The following is a 15638-nucleotide window of genomic DNA, read 5'->3' as shown; positions in this document are numbered from 1 at the left end:
TTTCCATGCGGGGAGCCCGACGACCCTGACGGAACGCGCCCGGCCATCCGCCGCCGCGTAGCCTAGAAGAGTGACCCCTGCCTTCGACGTCGACGCCGTGCGCGCCGACTTCCCGATCCTCGAGACCGAGGTCGACGGCCACCCGCTCGTCTATCTCGACTCCGGCGCGACGAGCCAGAAGCCGCGCGCCGTGCTCGACGCCGAGCGCGACTTCCTCGAACGGGCGAACTCGGCCGTGCACCGCGGCGCCCACACGCTCGCCGCCGAGGCGACCGAGCTGTTCGAAGACGCCCGCATCACGGTCGCCGACTTCGTGGGCGCCGAGCCGGAGCAGCTCGTCTGGACGAGCGGCGCCACCGGCGGCCTCAACCTCGTCGCGGGTTCGCTCGGATACGCGGGGCGCCTGCGCGAGGGCGACGAGATCGTCGTCACCGAGGCCGAGCACCACGCCAACTTGATCCCGTGGCAGGAGCTCGCCCGGCGCACCGGCGCGCGCCTGCGTCACATCCCCGTGCTCGACGACGGCATGCTCGACATGCACGCCGCGGCCGACCTCATCGGCGAGCGCACGAAGGTCGTCGCCTTCCCGCACGTCTCCAACGTCCTCGGCATCGTGAACCCGGTCGCCAAGCTCGTCACCCTCGCCCGCGCCGTCGGCGCTCTGACCGTGCTCGACGCGTGCCAGTCGGCTCCGCACCTCGCGCTCGACCTGCCGGCATCCGGGGTCGACCTCGCCGTGTTCTCGGGACACAAGGTCTACGGCCCCTATGGCATCGGCGCGCTCTGGGGTCGCGACGAGGTGCTCGAGTCCCTGCCGCCGTTCACCACGGGCGGGTCGATGATCACCACCGTCACCCTCGACGAGGCCGAGTACCTCCCGCCGCCGCAGCGTTTCGAGGCCGGGACGCAGCCGGTGTCGCAGGCCGTGGCCCTGGCCGCCGCGGTGCGCTGGCTCGGCGAGCACGACCTCGCCGCCGCGCACGCGCACGAGGCCGCGCTCGAGAAGCGCATGCGCGAGGGGCTCCGCTCGATCGACGGCATCCGCCTGCTCGGAGACACGGATGCCGCGGAGCGCGTCGCCCTGCAGGCCTTCGTCGTCGAGGGGGTCCACGCGCACGACGTGGGGCAGTTCCTCGACTCCCGCGGGGTCGCCGTCCGCGTGGGACACCACTGCGCGCAGCCCCTGCACCGCCGCTTCGGTGTGACGGCGTCGGTGCGCGCGAGCGCCGCGATCCATACGACCGAGGCCGAGATCGACACGTTCCTCGACGCCGTCTCGGGCGTTCGCGGGTTCTTCGGCGTCGGCGCGGCGGGAGCACGCGCATGAGCGGGCTCGAGTCGCTGTACCAGGAGCTCATCCTCGACCACGCGAAGAACCGCCGCGGCTTCGGTCTCGCCGAGCCCGGAGCGCACAGCGCCACCGTGCACCAGCGCAACCCGATCTGCGGCGACGAGATCACGCTCCGCGTCGACGTCGAGGGCGACCGCGTGGCATCCGTCACCTGGGAGGGCGCGGGCTGCTCGATCTCGCAGTCGTCGGCATCCATGCTCGTCGCCCTGCTGCAGGAAGACGGCGGAGACGAGGGGATGCCGACCGCCGACGTCCAGGTCCTGATCGAGCGGTTCCGCGAGTCGCTGCGCTCGCGCGGCAAGATCCCCCTCGACGAGGAGACCTTCGCGGATGCCGCCGCCCTGTCGGGGGTGTCGAAGTACACCGCCCGCGTGAAGTGCGCGATGCTCGCGTGGGTCGCGCTGGAAGAGGGCCTGCGGCAGGCCTGACCCACGGAGCGTCCGCGCACAGTGTGCGCGGCACGGCCCTGTGTTCGCGCCGGCCTCGGCGCTATTCTGCCCCCAGACCGACGAGAGGGCGGATGCCATGGCCACGGGTGGAGCGGGATTCAGCGACGAGGAACGCGCGGCGATGAAACAGCGCGCCGAGGAACTCAAGGCGATGAAGGGTCTCAAGGGCGCAGCGAAGCTCGAGAAGGAGAACGAGGCCTGCATCGAGGCCATCGACAAGCTCGACGGCGTCGACCGTGCGGTCGCCGAACGGCTGCACGTCATCGTGCTCGCCGAAGCGCCGCACCTGACGCCCAAGACGTACTACGGCTTCCCCGCCTACGCCAAGGACGGCAAGGTCGTGGTGTTCTACCAGCCGGCATCCAAGTTCAAGACCCGCTACGGCACGGTGAGCTTCGACGACTCGGCCCAGCTCGACGACGGCCCGATGTGGCCGGTGTCATACGCGGTGGTCGAGGTCACGCCCGAGGTCGAGGAGACGATCCGCGCTCTCGTGCGCAGGGCGGCTCCGGCGGCCTGACACTCGAAGCCCTGCACCTTACGCCTCGCGGCGCGAAGCCGCACCCGTCTTGTCCGACGCTCGACCTCGGCGTTGTCTGAAGGCAGACGCCGCGTCGATGCATCCCCACCGGATGCCGCGCGGCGGGGATCCCCGGATCCCGCCTGCACGACACGATCGGTCGGGCGACCGGCCGGAGAGGACGAAGATGTCAGGGAACAGAGCAGTCGCGTACAAGGAGCCCGGAGTCGTCGAGGTCATCGACACCGACTACCCCGAGTTCGAGCTGAAGGACGGGCCGGGCGTCAACCCGGCGAACGTGGGCCGCAAGGTCCCCCACGGTGCGATCCTGCGCACCGTCTCCACCAACATCTGCGGCTCCGACCAGCACATGGTGCGCGGGCGCACCACGGCTCCGGCCGGGCTCGTGCTCGGTCACGAGATCACCGGCGAGGTGATCGAGGTCGGACCCGACGTCGAGTTCGTCAAGGTCGGCGACATCGTCTCGGTCCCGTTCAATATCGCGTGCGGCCGCTGCCGCAACTGCAAGGAAGGCAAGACCGGCATCTGCCTGAACGTGAACCCCGACCGCCCCGGCAGCGCCTACGGATACGTCGACATGGGCGGGTGGGTCGGCGGCCAGGCCGAGTACGTGCTCGTGCCCTACGCCGACTGGAACCTGCTGGTCTTCCCCGACCGCGAGCAGGCGCTCGAGAAGATCCTCGACCTGACGATGCTGTCCGACATCTTCCCCACGGGCTTCCACGGCGCGTACACCGCGGGCGTCCGGCCCGGATCGACGGTGTACATCGCCGGCGCGGGGCCCGTGGGCATCGCCGCGGCCGTCGGCGCCCAGCTGCTGGGTGCGGCCGCGGTGCTCGTCGGCGACCTCAACCCGGAGCGCCTCGCGCAGGTGCGCTCACTCGGCTTCGAGAGCGTCGACGTGTCGAAGGGCGACCCGGGAGAGCAGATCGAGCAGATCCTCGGCGTCCCCGAAGTGGATGCCGCGGTCGACGCGGTCGGGTTCGAGGCACGCGGCCACGGGGCCGATGCGGGTCATGAAGCCCCGGCGACGGTGCTCAACTCGCTGTTCACGGTGACCGCGGCGGGCGGCGGGGTCGGCATCCCGGGTCTGTACGTCACGGGCGACCCCGGTGGGGTCGACGAGGCCGCGAAGGTCGGGTCGCTGTCGCTGCGACTCGGGCTCGGCTGGGCGAAGTCGCTGTCGTTCACGACCGGTCAGTGCCCCGTGATGAAGTACAACCGGCAGCTGATGATGGCGATCCTGCACGACAAGGTGCAGATCGCGAAGGCCGTCAACGCCACCCCGATCGGACTCGACGAAGCCCCCCAGGGCTACGCCGACTTCGACAAGGGCGCCCCGCGCAAGTACGTGCTGAACCCGAACGGGTACATCACGAGCTGACGCTCGCCCCGGAGCTCGCAGAACGGCGCGGTGCTCGCAGATCTCCCGGCGGAGTCTGCGAGCACCGCGTGCGACTTCGAGCTTCGACAGGGGCCCGATCGAGGGCCGGATGCCACGGCCTCGGCGCCGCGGCATCCCCCTCACCCCATGACCACGCGCTCCATACGGCGGTAGCTCTCCTCCATGCCGTCGATCATGCCGGTGGCCAGGACCATGTCGCGGGTCGTGGCATCCGGATACTCGATCAGCAGCGTCAGCAGCGTCGCCCCGTCCTCTTCGTAGAGCGAGAGGTCGTTGACCGTCGAGGGGAAGTCGGTGCCGGTCATGTGCTCGGTCTGCACCATGCGCCGGGGATCGTCGAGCAGCAGGATCTCCCCGTCGAAACCGAAGGGCTCCCCCTCGGTGCCGGGTTCGGGGGTCCAGGCGATGCGGTATCCGCCCCCGACGCGCCGATCGACCTCGTGCGTGGTCATGCGCCAGCCGTCGGGGCCGAGCATCCACTGCCGCATCAGGTCGGGGTCGACGTGCGCGCGCCACACCAGCTCGCGCGGGCCGTCGATCAGGCGTGTGATCCGCACGTGCTGGTCGCTCAGCACCTCCAGCTGCGTCCCCTTCCCCTGGGCGAACTCGCGAAGGCCCTGCAGCACGGCGTCGAGCTGGTTCATCGCGAGGGTCGAGCCCTCGACGGCACCCATCGCGACGACCTGCTCGAGCGCCTCGACGGAGTCGAAGCGGCTGACGTTCGTCATCCGCGAGCCCTCGGGCGCGGCCTCGAACGAGAAGACCATGCGCATCGACGGCATCCCCTCGAGGGGCTCGCCGTTCTCGTCGGCGAAGGAGTCGATGACCTCGAACCCGCGGGGTTCGTCGATCGCGGTGAACTCCCACGCTCCGCCCGCGCGCTCACCCTGCGGAGACGTCATGTGGTACTTCGCGTGCCCGCCGACCGTGAAGTCGAACGCGTCGAACGTCGCCGGCCACCCGGGAGGACCCCAGAAGCGTTCGAGCTGACGCGGGTCGGTGAACGCCGCCCAGAGGCGGTCCGGGCCGACGGCGAAGTCGGCGATCAGGGTCATGGTGAGCGCTTCGGTGTCGCTCTCGACGGATGTGACGGGCATGACGGACTCCTTCGTCGGGTCAGGGCGCGGGGGTTTCGGGGGCGGATGCCGTGGCGGGCGGGGCCCCTGGGGGCGGAACCGCGGCGGGTCGAGGGGTGGATGCCGCTCCACCCGGTGACTCTGTGGGCGGGACCGCTGTGGATGCCGCGGCATCCGCCTCTTCGGACAGCAGCGCGTCGAGCCGGCCGACGCGCCCGCGCCAGAGGTCTTCGTACGAGCGGAGCAGCTGCTGCGCCCGGGCGATCGCGGACGGATCGGCACGCACGAGCCTCACCCTCCCCTCCGCGCGCTTGGTGATGAGCCGCGCCTCGGCGAGCACGGCGATGTGCTTCGACACCGCCGCGAACGACATCGCGTAGGCCGCCGCGAGCTGGGTCACCGACTGCTCGGAGACCAGCGTGCGCCGCACGATGTCGCGCCGCGTGGCATCGGCGAGGGCGTGGAACACCCGGTCGATGTCGGCGTCGCTCTGTTGTTCAACCATTTGGTTGCACGTTAGCGGTGATCGACCCGTGCGGCAAGGGGCTCATGACGGCGCGCCGCAGCGACTCTCAGACAGCCGGCCGCCCGGATTCGCTGACCCGGGGGGCGTCCTGGCGCAAGGCGGCCCCTCTATACCCCCATGGGGTATACGCTCACCGGGTCGGCACGAGAGGAGGACGTATGAGCGATCATCACGTCCACGCTGCGCCCTCCGACCAGGGACGCGCGGGACAGCACGAGTCGATGCGTTCCGCACCCGGAGACCACGCGGAGCACGGGCACCACCAGGCGCACGCCGCCCACACCGGGCACAGTGACCACGGCGGCAGCGCCGGGCACGGCGGCCACGCCGGCCACGCCGGACACGGCGATCACGTCGCTGCCTTCCGACGACTGTTCTGGATCATGCTCGTGCTGGCCGTGCCGGTCGTCGCGTTCTCGCCGATGTTCGCGATGCTGCTGGGCTATCCGCTGCCGGATGCCGCGTGGCTCGGTTGGATCTCGCCGGCTCTGGGCACCGTGATGTACGTCTGGGGCGGATCGCCGTTCCTGACCGGCGCCGTGTCGGAGGTGCGCTCCCGCGCGCCGGGCATGATGCTGCTCATCGCGCTGGCCATCACCGTCGCCTTCCTCGCATCGTGGGGGGCGAGTCTCGGCATCCTGGATCACGAACTCGACTTCTGGTGGGAGCTCGCCCTCCTGATCGTGATCATGCTGCTCGGGCACTGGATCGAGATGCGGTCGCTCGCGCAGACCACCTCGGCGCTCGACTCGCTCGCCGCGCTCCTTCCCGACGAGGCAGAACGCGTCGAGGGCGACTCCACGGTCAGCGTGTCGCCGTCGGAGTTGCGCATCGACGATGTCGTCGTCGTGCGTCCGGGGGCGCGGGTGCCCGCTGACGGACAGATCGTCCAGGGCTCGGCGAGCATGGATGAATCGATGATCACGGGCGAATCGCGCCCGGTCCGCCGCGCCGAAGGCGACGCCGTCGTCGCGGGCACGGTGGCCACCGACTCGGGCGTACGGGTCCGCATCACCGCGGTCGGCGACGACACCGCCCTCGCCGGCATCCAGAAGCTCGTGTCGGACGCGCAGAATTCGTCGTCGCGCGCGCAGCGCATCGCCGACCGTGCGGCCGCGTGGCTGTTCTGGTTCGCGCTCGGCTCCGCCGTCATCACGGCGGTGGCCTGGACGCTCATCGGCCTGCCCGACGAAGCGGTGGTGCGCACGATCACCGTGCTCGTGATCGCGTGCCCTCACGCGCTCGGCCTCGCCATCCCGCTGGTGGTGTCCATCGCGACGGAGCGGGCCGCGCGGGCCGGTGTGCTCGTGAAGGACCGTCTCGCGCTCGAGAGCATGCGGGCCGTCGACACCGTGCTTTTCGACAAGACGGGAACGCTCACCGCGGGCGCCCCCGCAGTGACGGCCGTCGCTCCCACCTCCGACGCCGACGCGGACCGCGTGCTCGCGTGGGCAGCCGCGGCGGAATCCGATTCCGAGCACCCGCTGGCCCGGGCGATCGTCGCCGCCGCGGAGGCCGAGGCGCTCACGGTGCCCCGCGCCGACGATTTCTCCTCCGCTCCCGCCGTCGGCGTGCGCGCCCGGGTCGAGGGCAGAGTCGTCGAGGTCGGCGGACCGCACCTGCTCGAGGAGAAGGGTCTCGACGAGATCGACGAGACGCGATCGTGGCGCGATGAGGGTGCGATCATCCTGCACGTCGTGGTCGACGGTGCGGTCGCCGGTGCCCTGCGACTCGCTGACGAGGTGCGCCCCGAGTCGATCAGCGCCGTGCGGTCGCTGCGCGATCGGGGCGTCGAGGTGGTGATGATCACGGGCGATGCCGAGGCCGTCGCCGCGTCCGTGGCCGAGGCCGTCGAGATCGACCGGTACTTCGCGGGCGTACGCCCCGAGGACAAGTCGTCGAAGGTCGAGCAGTTGCAGCGCGAGGGGAGGACGGTGGCGATGGTCGGCGACGGCGTGAACGACGCCCCGGCTCTCGCTCAGGCCGACGTGGGCATCGCCATTGGGGCGGGGACCGACGTGGCGATCGCCTCCGCCGGCGTGATCCTGGCGCACGACGACCCCCGCGCCGTCCTGTCCGCGATCGACCTGTCGCGTGCCGCCTACCGCAAGATGACGCAGAACCTGTGGTGGGCCGCGGGATACAACCTGCTCTCGGTGCCGCTGGCGGCGGGCGTGCTCGCACCGGTCGGGTTCGTGCTGCCGATGTCGATCGGGGCGATCCTGATGTCGCTGTCGACCATCGTCGTCGCCGTCAACGCGCAGCTGCTCCGGAGGCTCGACCTGAGGCCGGCGGACGACCCCGGGCATCGCGAAGGCACTCGCCTCCACGAGAACCACGCCCCCACCCGCCCACGGGCGAACGACGAGGAGAAACGATGAAGACCCGATTCGCGGCCGCGGCCGCCCTCCCCCTGGCCGCCGTGCTCGCCCTCGCGGGATGCTCCGGCACGATCGGATCCGGGTCCATGCCCGGCATGGATCACGGCTCCGGCCCGATGGCCACGGCCACCACGGCCGCCGAGGCGTCGGAGACCGACATCATGTTCGTCACGATGATGATCCCGCACCACGAGCAGGCCATCGAGATGTCGGACACCCTGCTCGGCAAGACGGGTGTCGACGGCAGCGTCACCGCCCTCGCCGAGCAGATCAAGGCCGCCCAGGGCCCCGAGATCGAGACGATGAAGGGGTGGCTCTCGGACTGGGGCGTGTCGATGAGCGGGGGCATGAGCGGAATGGATCACGGCGGGATGATGTCGGAGTCCGACATGCAGGAGCTCGAGGATGCCGAGGGCGGCGATGCCGCACGTCTCTACCTCGAGCAGATGATCGAGCACCACGAGGGTGCCGTCGACATGGCCCAGAGCGAGATCGATGACGGACAGGACAGCGAGGTCGTCGACCTGGCCCGCTCGATCGTCGACAGCCAGACGGCCGAGATCGCCACGATGAAAGACCTGCTCGCCTCCCCGTGAGCAGCGGTGGGGGCGGGGCGCCGTGGCGCTTCGCCCCCACCCTCCTCGGTCGACGGGGGCGGGGCCCGCTCAGGCGAGCGTGAGGAAGAGCTTCTCGAGCTCCTCGACCGTGAGCCGGCCGGGGGCGTCGGCGTCGCCCGCGGCGTCGGCATCATCGGCATCCGTGTCTGTGATGCACTGCTTCATCGCCGTGGAGATGATCGCGAAACCCGCGCGGTCGATCGCGCTGCTCACCGCGGCGAGCTGGGTGACGACCTCGCGGCAGTCGCCGCCGCCCTCGACCGCCGCGATCACGGCGGCGAGCTGCCCCTGTGCGCGGCGCAGGCGGTTGGCGACCTTCTTGACGGCCTGGGGATCGTGGAGGCTGCGGTCACTCATGCGTGTTCTCCTTCAGCAAGGGTCGAGGACATCGCCTCGCGGCCGGCGAGCCAGGTGCGGTATCCGCCGTCGAGATTACGCACGTCGTACCCGAGCTGCGTGAGCAGCCGCGCGGCCGTGTGTCCGCGCTGCCCGACCTGACAGTGCACGATCACCGGGCCGTCGGCGATCTCGCCATGCCGTTCGCGGAGTTCGTCGAGCGGCAGGTTGACCGCCCCCGGGATGGCCCCCGCGGCGAACTCCGCGGGCGTGCGCACGTCGACGAGGGCGGCCCCGGCGTCGAGCGCCGCCGGAAGCTCGTGCCACTGCACGGCATCCGTCGTCCCCTCGGCGAGGTTCTGCGCGACGTACCCGATCATGTTGACGGGGTCCTTCGCCGAGCCGTACTGCGGAGCGTAGGCGAGTTCGAGCTGCGAGAGAGCGGATGCCGTGAGCCCCGCCGCCATGGCCACGGCGATCACGTCGATGCGCTTGTCGACGCCGTCGCCACCGACGATCTGCGCCCCGAGGATGAGGTCGGACGCGGGATCGACGAGCAGCTTCATCGCCATCGCCTGCGCCCCCGGGTAGTAGGTCGCGTGCGAGGCCGGGTGCGTGTGGATGACGCGGTGCGCCCGCCCATCGGCGACGAGTCGGCGTTCGCTCCACCCGACGAAGGCGACGGTCGCGCCGAACAGCCCCAGCACGGCGGTGCCGAGCGCGGGACGCGCCGGGGCCGGCTCGAGGCCCGCGATGTCGTCGGCCACCGCGCGGCCGTGGCGGTTGGCCAGGCCCGCCATGGTCACCAGCGCAGGCTCGCCGTCGACGTGGTCGCGCTTCTCGACGCCGTCGCCCACGGCCCAGACGTGCGGGGCGGAAGTCCGTTGCCGTGCGTCGACGGCGATCCCGCCGGTCGGACCGACCTCGAGACCGGCGGCCTCGGCGAGACCGCGATCGGGGCGCACTCCGCTCGCCTCGACGACGAGCACCGCCTCGACGGTCCCGCCGTCATCCAGGAGGACGCGCCCCGGCTCCGCACCGACGATGGTCGAGCCGAGCCGTACGTCGACGCCGTGCTCACGGAGGAGGGCCAGCAGCGGCGCGGCCATCTCGGCATCCAGGGGCGACAGCACCTGCCGACCGCGCGTCACCAGGGTCACTCGCGCGCCGCGCGCGACGAGGTTCTCGACCGCCTCGAGCCCGATGAAGCCGGCTCCCGCCACAACGACGCTCGGTTGCGGACCGGCGTCGGCGAGCACCTCGAGCACGCGGTCGACGTCGTCGACACTGCGCAGCGTGTGCGTGGGAACGGCCCCCGCGGACGGCCCCGGAGCAGCCGCGGCCCCCGTGGCGATCACGAGGTCGTCGTACGTCTCGACGCTCTCGGTGGCCGCATCGATATCGCGCACGGTCACCGTTCGGGTGGCCGTGTCGATGGCGACCACCTCGTGCCGCACGCGCACGTCGAGGGCGAAGCGGGATGCGAGCGATTCCGGCGTCTGCAGAAGGAGCGACGAGCGCTCCGCGATCACCCCGCCCACGTGGTACGGCAGTCCGCAGTTCGCGAACGACACGTACGCGCCGCGCTCGTAGACCGTGATCTCGCGGGTCTCGTCGAGTCGCCGCAACCTCGTCGCCGCACTCATTCCCGCCGCGACCCCGCCGATGATGACCGTCTTCATGTCCTCCACCTTATACCCCCGGGGGTATAGTCGAGGCCGGTCGCGACCGCGGCCGAGAACGGAAGGATGCCGAAGATGTGCCGACAGGTGACGTGCAAGACGTGTGGGAAAGCGACGTGGGCCGGGTGCGGTCAGCACGTCGATCAGGTGATGGCCGGCGTTCCCCGGCGCGACCGCTGCGAGGGGCACGAGAAGCAGGCCGCCGCCGAGGGCGGCGGGTTCTTCTCCCGGCTGTTCGGGCGCTGAGTCGACTCAGGCGTCGATGCGCAGCGCCCCGGCCACGGCATCCAGAGCACCGGGCACGAGCCGGTAGTACGCCCAGGTTCCGCGCTTCGAGCGCGTGAGGAACCCCGCCTCGGTCAGCACCTTGAGGTGGTGCGACACCGTGGGCTGCGACAGCCCGACCGGCTCGGTGAGGTCGCACACGCAGGCCTCCTGCGCGTCGGCGCTCGCGACGATCGACAGCAGGCGCAGCCGCGTCGGGTCACCGAGGGCCTTCAGCCGCCCGGCGAGCCCTTCGGCGTCGGCGACCGACATCGGGGCGCCCCCGCTGGACACGCAGCAGGCAGCGGACGGCAGGAGCGGCAGCGTGGTCATACATCGATAGTAGTCGATATTGACATCCATCGATGGATGCGGGCACGATGGGGCATCGACAGTCATCGATGCACGAGGAGTCCCATGTCGACGCTCACCCTCACCCCGCGGCCCCGCACGACGGACCGCGTCGCGGCCCTTCCCGTGGTCGTCATCGGCGCGGGGCCCGTGGGCCTCGCCGCCGCCGCGCACCTCGCCGACCGAGGAATCGACTTCGTCGTCGTAGAGGCGGCATCCACTCCCGCGGCCGCCGTGCAGCAGTGGGGCCACACCCGCCTGTTCTCGGCTTGGCGCGAGGTCGTCGACCCCGTCGCCCGCCGCCTGCTCGAGACCACCGGCTGGACCATGCCGGCCGAGGGTCGTGCACCGACGGGCCGGGAGCTCGTCGACGACTACCTGCGCCCGCTCGCGGAGCTGCCCGCCATCGCGGAGCACATCCGCTACGGCGCGCGGGTGACCGGAGTCGCGCGCGAGGGGATGGATCGCACGCGCTCCGCCGACCGCGAGAACACCCCGTTCCTCGTGCGCACCCCGAAGGGAGAGCTTCTCGCCCGGGCCGTGCTCGACGCCTCGGGAACGTACGACTCGCCCAACTCGCTGCTGTCGACGGGCCTGCCCACCATCGACGACGCGCGGATCTCGCACGCCCTGCCCGACGTGCTCGGCCGCGAGCGCGAACGCTTCGCGGGCCGGCACACGATCGTCGTCGGCGCCGGGCACTCCGCCGCGAACACCCTCATCTCGCTCGTCCGCCTACAGCGCGACGCCCCCGGCACGCGCATCACGTGGCTCATCCGCAACGCCGGCGCCGTGCGCGTGTCGTCGTCGGCCGACGACGAGCTCGTCGGTCGCGCGCAGCTCGGCGCGCGCGTGGACCGGTACGTCGAGGCCGGCGCCGTCGACAAGATCGACTCCTTCGAGATCGGCCGTGTCGAGGCCCGACCGGATGGCATCCACCTCTCCGGAACACGACGCGGCGAACTCGCCGAGGTGACCGCCGACGTCGTGGTCAACGCGACCGGATTCCGGCCCGACCTCGCCCCGCTGCGCGAGATCCGCACCGACCTGGATGCCGTCGTCGAGGCGCCGCGCCTGCTCGCTCCGCTCATCGACCCGAACGTGCACTCGTGCGGCACCGTCGAGCCGCACGGATTCCGGGAGCTGACGCACCCCGAGCACGGCTTCTTCCTCGTCGGGATGAAGTCGTACGGCCGCGCGCCCACGTTCCTGCTGGCCACCGGGTACGAGCAGGTGCGTTCGATCGTGGCGTGGCTCGCGGGCGACATGGCCTCGGCTTCTCGCGTCGAGCTGACGCTGCCGGCCACGGGCGTGTGCTCGACGGATGCCGGTGGGTGCTGCTGACATGACGCTCGTGCGCGCGCTCGAACGAGCGGACTGGGCCGCGGTGGAGGACATCTACCGCGAGGGCATCGAGGGCGGCAACGCCACCTTCGAGACCGAGACGCCGACCTGGGACGCGTTCGATCAGGCCAAGGCCCGGTTCGGTCGACTGGTCGCCGTCGATGACGCGCACGCGGTCGTCGGGTGGGTGGCGGCGTCGCCGGTATCGGCCCGCGCCGCGTACCGCGGTGTCGTCGAGCATTCCGTGTACGTCGCCGCTCGCGCACAGGGACGGGGCATCGGTGTCGCTCTCGTGCGGGCGTTCATCGCCTCGGCCGAGATGAACGGGGTCTGGACGATCCAGTCCAGCGTGTTCCCCGAGAACACGGCATCCCTCCGCCTGCACGAGGGCCTCGGCTTCCGCGAGGTGGGCCGACGCGAGCGGATCGCACGCTCCCTCGTGGGTCCGTGGGCCGGGCAGTGGCGGGACACCGTGCTGATCGAGCGGCGCAGCGCGATGAACGGGCGCGGATGAGCGAGATCGACGTCGCGCGACACCTCACCGCCGTGCGAGCCCTGGTCCTGCAGATCCTGTCCGCCATGGGCCCACTCACCCGCGAAGGGATCCTTCGCGAATGGGAGCGTCGACGTCCCGACCTCGGCGCCGGACACCGCGAGCGGTTGCCGAGGATGCGGGATGAGACGCTGTGGCGCCTGACGAACCTCGGCTGGGTCGCCCGCAAGGGGGCGGAATACCACCTCACGGGCGACGGCGAGATCGCGCTGCGATGCGCGCGGGCCGTCTAGCGCAGACGCCGCTCGAGATCTTCCACCGCGCTCTTGACCGCGTCGCGCATTCCACGGGCGCCGTCGGCATCCCATTCGGCGGGGTCGGGGAAGCTCCACTGCACGTGCTCCCCGCGAACCGGACCGGGAAGGTCGAGGTTGGGCTTCATCGTCACCACCACGTCGGCAGTGGCGAGGTCGTCGGCCGTCACGGCCCGGGGTGTGGCGTCGGTCGTGTCGATCCCGAGCTCCGAGAGGGTGGTGGCGATGGCGGGATTGATCCGGTCGGCCGGGGCGACACCGCCGCTGAGGACGCGCACCCTCCCCTGTGCGACGTGGTCCATGAGGTGCGCGCCGAGCTGCGAGCGTCCGGCGTTGTGCGTGCAGATGAACAGGACGGTGGGGGCGGTCATGCGTGTCCTCCAGAGGAATGCTGCTGACGCGACCAGGCCTGGGTCGCGATCTGGACGGCGTCCCACGGGGATCCGAGGGGCGGGGTGTAGGAGAGGTCGAGATCGCTGACCTGCTCGACGCTCAGGCCGGCGAACAACGCGGTGGCATACGTGTCCACGCGTTTCGCGGTCTCGGTGCCCAGGCGCCCGACCAGCTGCGCGCCGAGGAGCAGTCCGGTGTTCTCGTCGCCGGTGATGCGGAGGGAGATCGGCTGCGCGCCCGGGTAGTAGCGCTTGTGGTCGTCGGCGACGCTCTGCGTGGTGAGCGGGGAGTAGCCGGCGGCAGCGGCCTCGTGATGACGGAGCCCGGTGCGCGAGGCGACGAGATCGAACACCTTCACCACCTGCGTGCCGACCGAACCGGCGAAGCGGGCGGTGCCGCCGAGCGCGTTCTCTCCGGCGACGCGGCCCTGCTTGTGGGCGGTGGTGCCGAGGGGGAGGTAGGTCTCGCCGAGCAAACGGTGGTGGGTGATGACGCCGTCGCCGGCGGCGAAGACGTCGGGCAACCCCGTGCGCATCGACGCATCGACGGCGACCGCCGAGCCCGCCCCGAGCGATGCCCCGGCTCGTCTCAACAGCTCGGTGTTCGGGCGGACACCGACGACGGCCAGGACGAGATCGGCCGTATACGCGCGCTCCTCGCCGTCGGTGAGGGCGTGGACGGTGAGTTCCGTCCCCGATTTCTCGATGCCCCGAACGACGGTCGAGGTGCGCACGGTGACGCCGTGCGCGATGAGCTCGTCGCGCACCAGCGCGCCCAGCTCGGCATCCAGCGTCGAGAGCACCTCGGGTCCGCGCTGCAGCTGGGTGACCTGCATTCCCCGCGCGATGAAGGCTTCCGCCATCTCGAGCCCGACGTAGCCCGCGCCGATGATGATGGCGCTGCGGGGGCTGCGCGCGTTCAGGTCGTGGTCGAGGGCGAAGGTGTCGCCCATGGAGTGGATGACGTGCACACCGTCCGCGGGCCCCAGGGCGCCGAGCCCCTCGATCCCCGCGTGCGACGGGAGAGCGCCGGTCCCCACGACGAGGGCGTCGTAGTCGAGGTGGCTCTGCACACCGTCCGCCCCCCGCAGGTGAAGGCGGTGACCCTCGACGTCGATGTCGGTGGCGAGGGTGTCGAGCCGGAGGTGCATGCCGGTCGCTTCGAGGTCGGCTGCGGTGCGATGCGCGAGCGACTGCCAGGGCGTCACCTCTCCGGAGAAGAAGTAGGGGATGCCGCAGATGGAGTAGTTCGGGTAGGCGTCGGCGACCACGACGGTGACGTCGACGGACGGGTCGAGCTCGCGAGCGCGGAGCGCGGCCGAGATGCCGGCGTCACTCCCGCCGATGGCGACGATGTGCATGAGGGGTCCTTCGGGTCAGAGGGATGAGACGACGGGAGCGGCGACGGCGTCGCGTGGCACGCGCGGGGGCCACGCCAGGAGCAGGGAGGCCACCGCCACGCCCACGGCGGCGCCGAGCAGTTGCGCCAGCACGAAGGGGGCGGCGGAGGCGGGGGCGATGCCGGCGAACGTGTCGGTGAAGATCCGCCCGACGGTGACGGCCGGGTTCGCGAAGGAGGTGGAGCTGGTGAACCAGTAGGCGCTGCCGATGTAGGCCGCGACCCACAGGGCGACCGCGCGTCCCGCGCCGTGGCGTGCGGCGAGCAGGATGACGACGATCAACCCGGCCGTCGCCACCACTTCTCCGAGGAGCACCCCGAGCCCGCCGCGGTCGGTGGTGGACAGCGCCTGGGGAACATCGAACATGGCGTTCGCCAGAACACTTCCGCCGATCGCCCCGACCAGCTGTGCGGTCACGTAGAGCGCGGCGCGGCCCACGCGGCCTGAGAGGGCGCTTCCCGGGCGGAACAGATCGACCACCGTGACGGCCGGGTTGAGGTGAGCACCCGAGACGGGACCGAGGACGGAGATGAGCACGAACAGGCCCATGGCCGTCGCGATGCTGTTGGCCAGGAGCTGAAGACCCGCGTCATCCGTCAGGGATGACGCGGCGATCCCCGAGCCCACCACGACGCAGACCAGCGCTGCGGTGCCCACCGCTTCGGCGAAGACGGGGGCGATCGTCTGTGAATTCATGTCTCTCCTACCTTGACGGC

Annotated in this window: 17 protein-coding genes; 9 read left to right on the top strand and 8 right to left on the bottom strand. The window is 71.2% G+C overall.

Annotated elements, in window-relative coordinates:
- The first annotated feature begins 70 nt into the window (after positions 1-70).
- From Q0818_RS00925 to fdhA, 4 genes are all read left to right on the top strand, one after another.
- Positions 71-1327, top strand: coding sequence for a SufS family cysteine desulfurase (locus Q0818_RS00925; protein WP_298870337.1), 1257 nt, complete (start codon positions 71-73; stop codon positions 1325-1327).
- Complete coding sequence (sufU, locus tag Q0818_RS00920) at positions 1324-1779, top strand: Fe-S cluster assembly sulfur transfer protein SufU (RefSeq protein WP_298870335.1); 456 nt, start codon at positions 1324-1326, stop codon at positions 1777-1779. The genes Q0818_RS00925 and sufU overlap by 4 nt, the downstream gene beginning before the upstream one ends.
- 97 nt (positions 1780-1876) lie before the next feature.
- Positions 1877-2320, top strand: coding sequence for a hypothetical protein (locus Q0818_RS00915; protein WP_298870332.1), 444 nt, complete (start codon positions 1877-1879; stop codon positions 2318-2320).
- Positions 2321-2507: 187 nt separating this feature from the next.
- The gene (gene fdhA / locus Q0818_RS00910) at positions 2508-3725 is read left to right on the top strand and encodes a formaldehyde dehydrogenase, glutathione-independent (protein WP_298870331.1); all 1218 of its coding nucleotides are present in this window, start codon (positions 2508-2510) and stop codon (positions 3723-3725) included.
- A 140-nt stretch (positions 3726-3865) separates the two neighbouring features.
- On the opposite strand, the gene Q0818_RS00905 is transcribed toward fdhA, so the two are convergent.
- On the bottom strand, positions 3866-4843 hold the full coding sequence (locus Q0818_RS00905; RefSeq protein WP_298870329.1) for an SRPBCC family protein: 978 nt from the start codon (positions 4841-4843) through the stop codon (positions 3866-3868).
- A gap of 19 nt (positions 4844-4862) precedes the next feature.
- Positions 4863-5327, bottom strand: coding sequence for a metalloregulator ArsR/SmtB family transcription factor (locus Q0818_RS00900; RefSeq protein ID WP_298870328.1), 465 nt, complete (start codon positions 5325-5327; stop codon positions 4863-4865).
- A 242-nt stretch (positions 5328-5569) separates the two neighbouring features.
- On the opposite strand from Q0818_RS00900, the gene Q0818_RS00895 reads away from it, so the two are divergent.
- Together Q0818_RS00895 and Q0818_RS00890 are read left to right on the top strand one after the other, a co-directional pair.
- Positions 5570-7729 (top strand): heavy metal translocating P-type ATPase, encoded by a 2160-nt coding sequence (locus tag Q0818_RS00895; RefSeq protein WP_298871679.1) that lies wholly within the window; start codon positions 5570-5572, stop codon positions 7727-7729.
- On the top strand, positions 7726-8325 hold the full coding sequence (locus Q0818_RS00890; protein ID WP_298870327.1) for a DUF305 domain-containing protein: 600 nt from the start codon (positions 7726-7728) through the stop codon (positions 8323-8325). Before Q0818_RS00895 ends, Q0818_RS00890 begins: the two co-directional genes overlap by 4 nt.
- Before the next feature lie 69 nt (positions 8326-8394).
- Here Q0818_RS00890 and Q0818_RS00885 read toward each other — a convergent pair whose 3' ends face one another.
- From Q0818_RS00885 to Q0818_RS00875, 3 genes are all read right to left on the bottom strand, one after another.
- Entirely contained in the window at positions 8395-8703 is a 309-nt protein-coding gene (locus Q0818_RS00885) for a metal-sensitive transcriptional regulator (protein WP_298870326.1), read from the bottom strand.
- On the bottom strand, positions 8700-10364 hold the full coding sequence (locus tag Q0818_RS00880; RefSeq protein WP_298870325.1) for an FAD-dependent oxidoreductase: 1665 nt from the start codon (positions 10362-10364) through the stop codon (positions 8700-8702). Before Q0818_RS00880 ends, Q0818_RS00885 begins: the two co-directional genes overlap by 4 nt.
- A gap of 252 nt (positions 10365-10616) precedes the next feature.
- A complete protein-coding gene (locus tag Q0818_RS00875) occupies positions 10617-10961 on the bottom strand; it encodes a metalloregulator ArsR/SmtB family transcription factor (protein WP_298870323.1) in 345 nt (114 codons plus the stop codon).
- An 84-nt stretch (positions 10962-11045) separates the two neighbouring features.
- On the opposite strand from Q0818_RS00875, the gene Q0818_RS00870 reads away from it, so the two are divergent.
- Genes Q0818_RS00870 through Q0818_RS00860 form a run of 3 tightly spaced genes read left to right on the top strand, consistent with a single transcriptional unit; the run spans position 11046 to position 13109 of the window.
- Positions 11046-12323, top strand: coding sequence for an NAD(P)-binding domain-containing protein (locus Q0818_RS00870; protein ID WP_298870321.1), 1278 nt, complete (start codon positions 11046-11048; stop codon positions 12321-12323).
- Position 12324: 1 nt separating this feature from the next.
- Complete coding sequence (locus tag Q0818_RS00865) at positions 12325-12837, top strand: GNAT family N-acetyltransferase (protein WP_298870320.1); 513 nt, start codon at positions 12325-12327, stop codon at positions 12835-12837.
- Positions 12834-13109, top strand: coding sequence for a hypothetical protein (locus Q0818_RS00860; RefSeq protein WP_298870319.1), 276 nt, complete (start codon positions 12834-12836; stop codon positions 13107-13109). The genes Q0818_RS00865 and Q0818_RS00860 overlap by 4 nt, the downstream gene beginning before the upstream one ends.
- On the opposite strand, the gene Q0818_RS00855 is transcribed toward Q0818_RS00860, so the two are convergent.
- The 3 genes from Q0818_RS00855 to Q0818_RS00845 are packed head-to-tail and all read right to left on the bottom strand — an operon-like array spanning position 13106 to position 15618.
- Positions 13106-13501 carry a low molecular weight phosphatase family protein gene (locus Q0818_RS00855; RefSeq protein WP_298870317.1) on the bottom strand — a complete coding sequence of 132 codons (396 nt, stop codon included), beginning with the start codon at positions 13499-13501 and terminating at the stop codon, positions 13106-13108. The genes Q0818_RS00860 and Q0818_RS00855 overlap by 4 nt on opposite strands.
- Positions 13498-14883 carry an FAD-dependent oxidoreductase gene (locus Q0818_RS00850; protein WP_298870315.1) on the bottom strand — a complete coding sequence of 462 codons (1386 nt, stop codon included), beginning with the start codon at positions 14881-14883 and terminating at the stop codon, positions 13498-13500. Before Q0818_RS00850 ends, Q0818_RS00855 begins: the two co-directional genes overlap by 4 nt.
- Before the next feature lie 15 nt (positions 14884-14898).
- The gene (locus Q0818_RS00845; protein ID WP_298870313.1) at positions 14899-15618 is read right to left on the bottom strand and encodes an aquaporin; all 720 of its coding nucleotides are present in this window, start codon (positions 15616-15618) and stop codon (positions 14899-14901) included.
- Positions 15619-15638 lie beyond the last annotated feature (20 nt).

This window comes from uncultured Microbacterium sp., assembly GCF_947489255.1.
Lineage (GTDB): Bacteria > Actinomycetota > Actinomycetes > Actinomycetales > Microbacteriaceae > Microbacterium > Microbacterium phycohabitans.
This window is presented reverse-complemented; position numbering and strand designations above follow the sequence as displayed.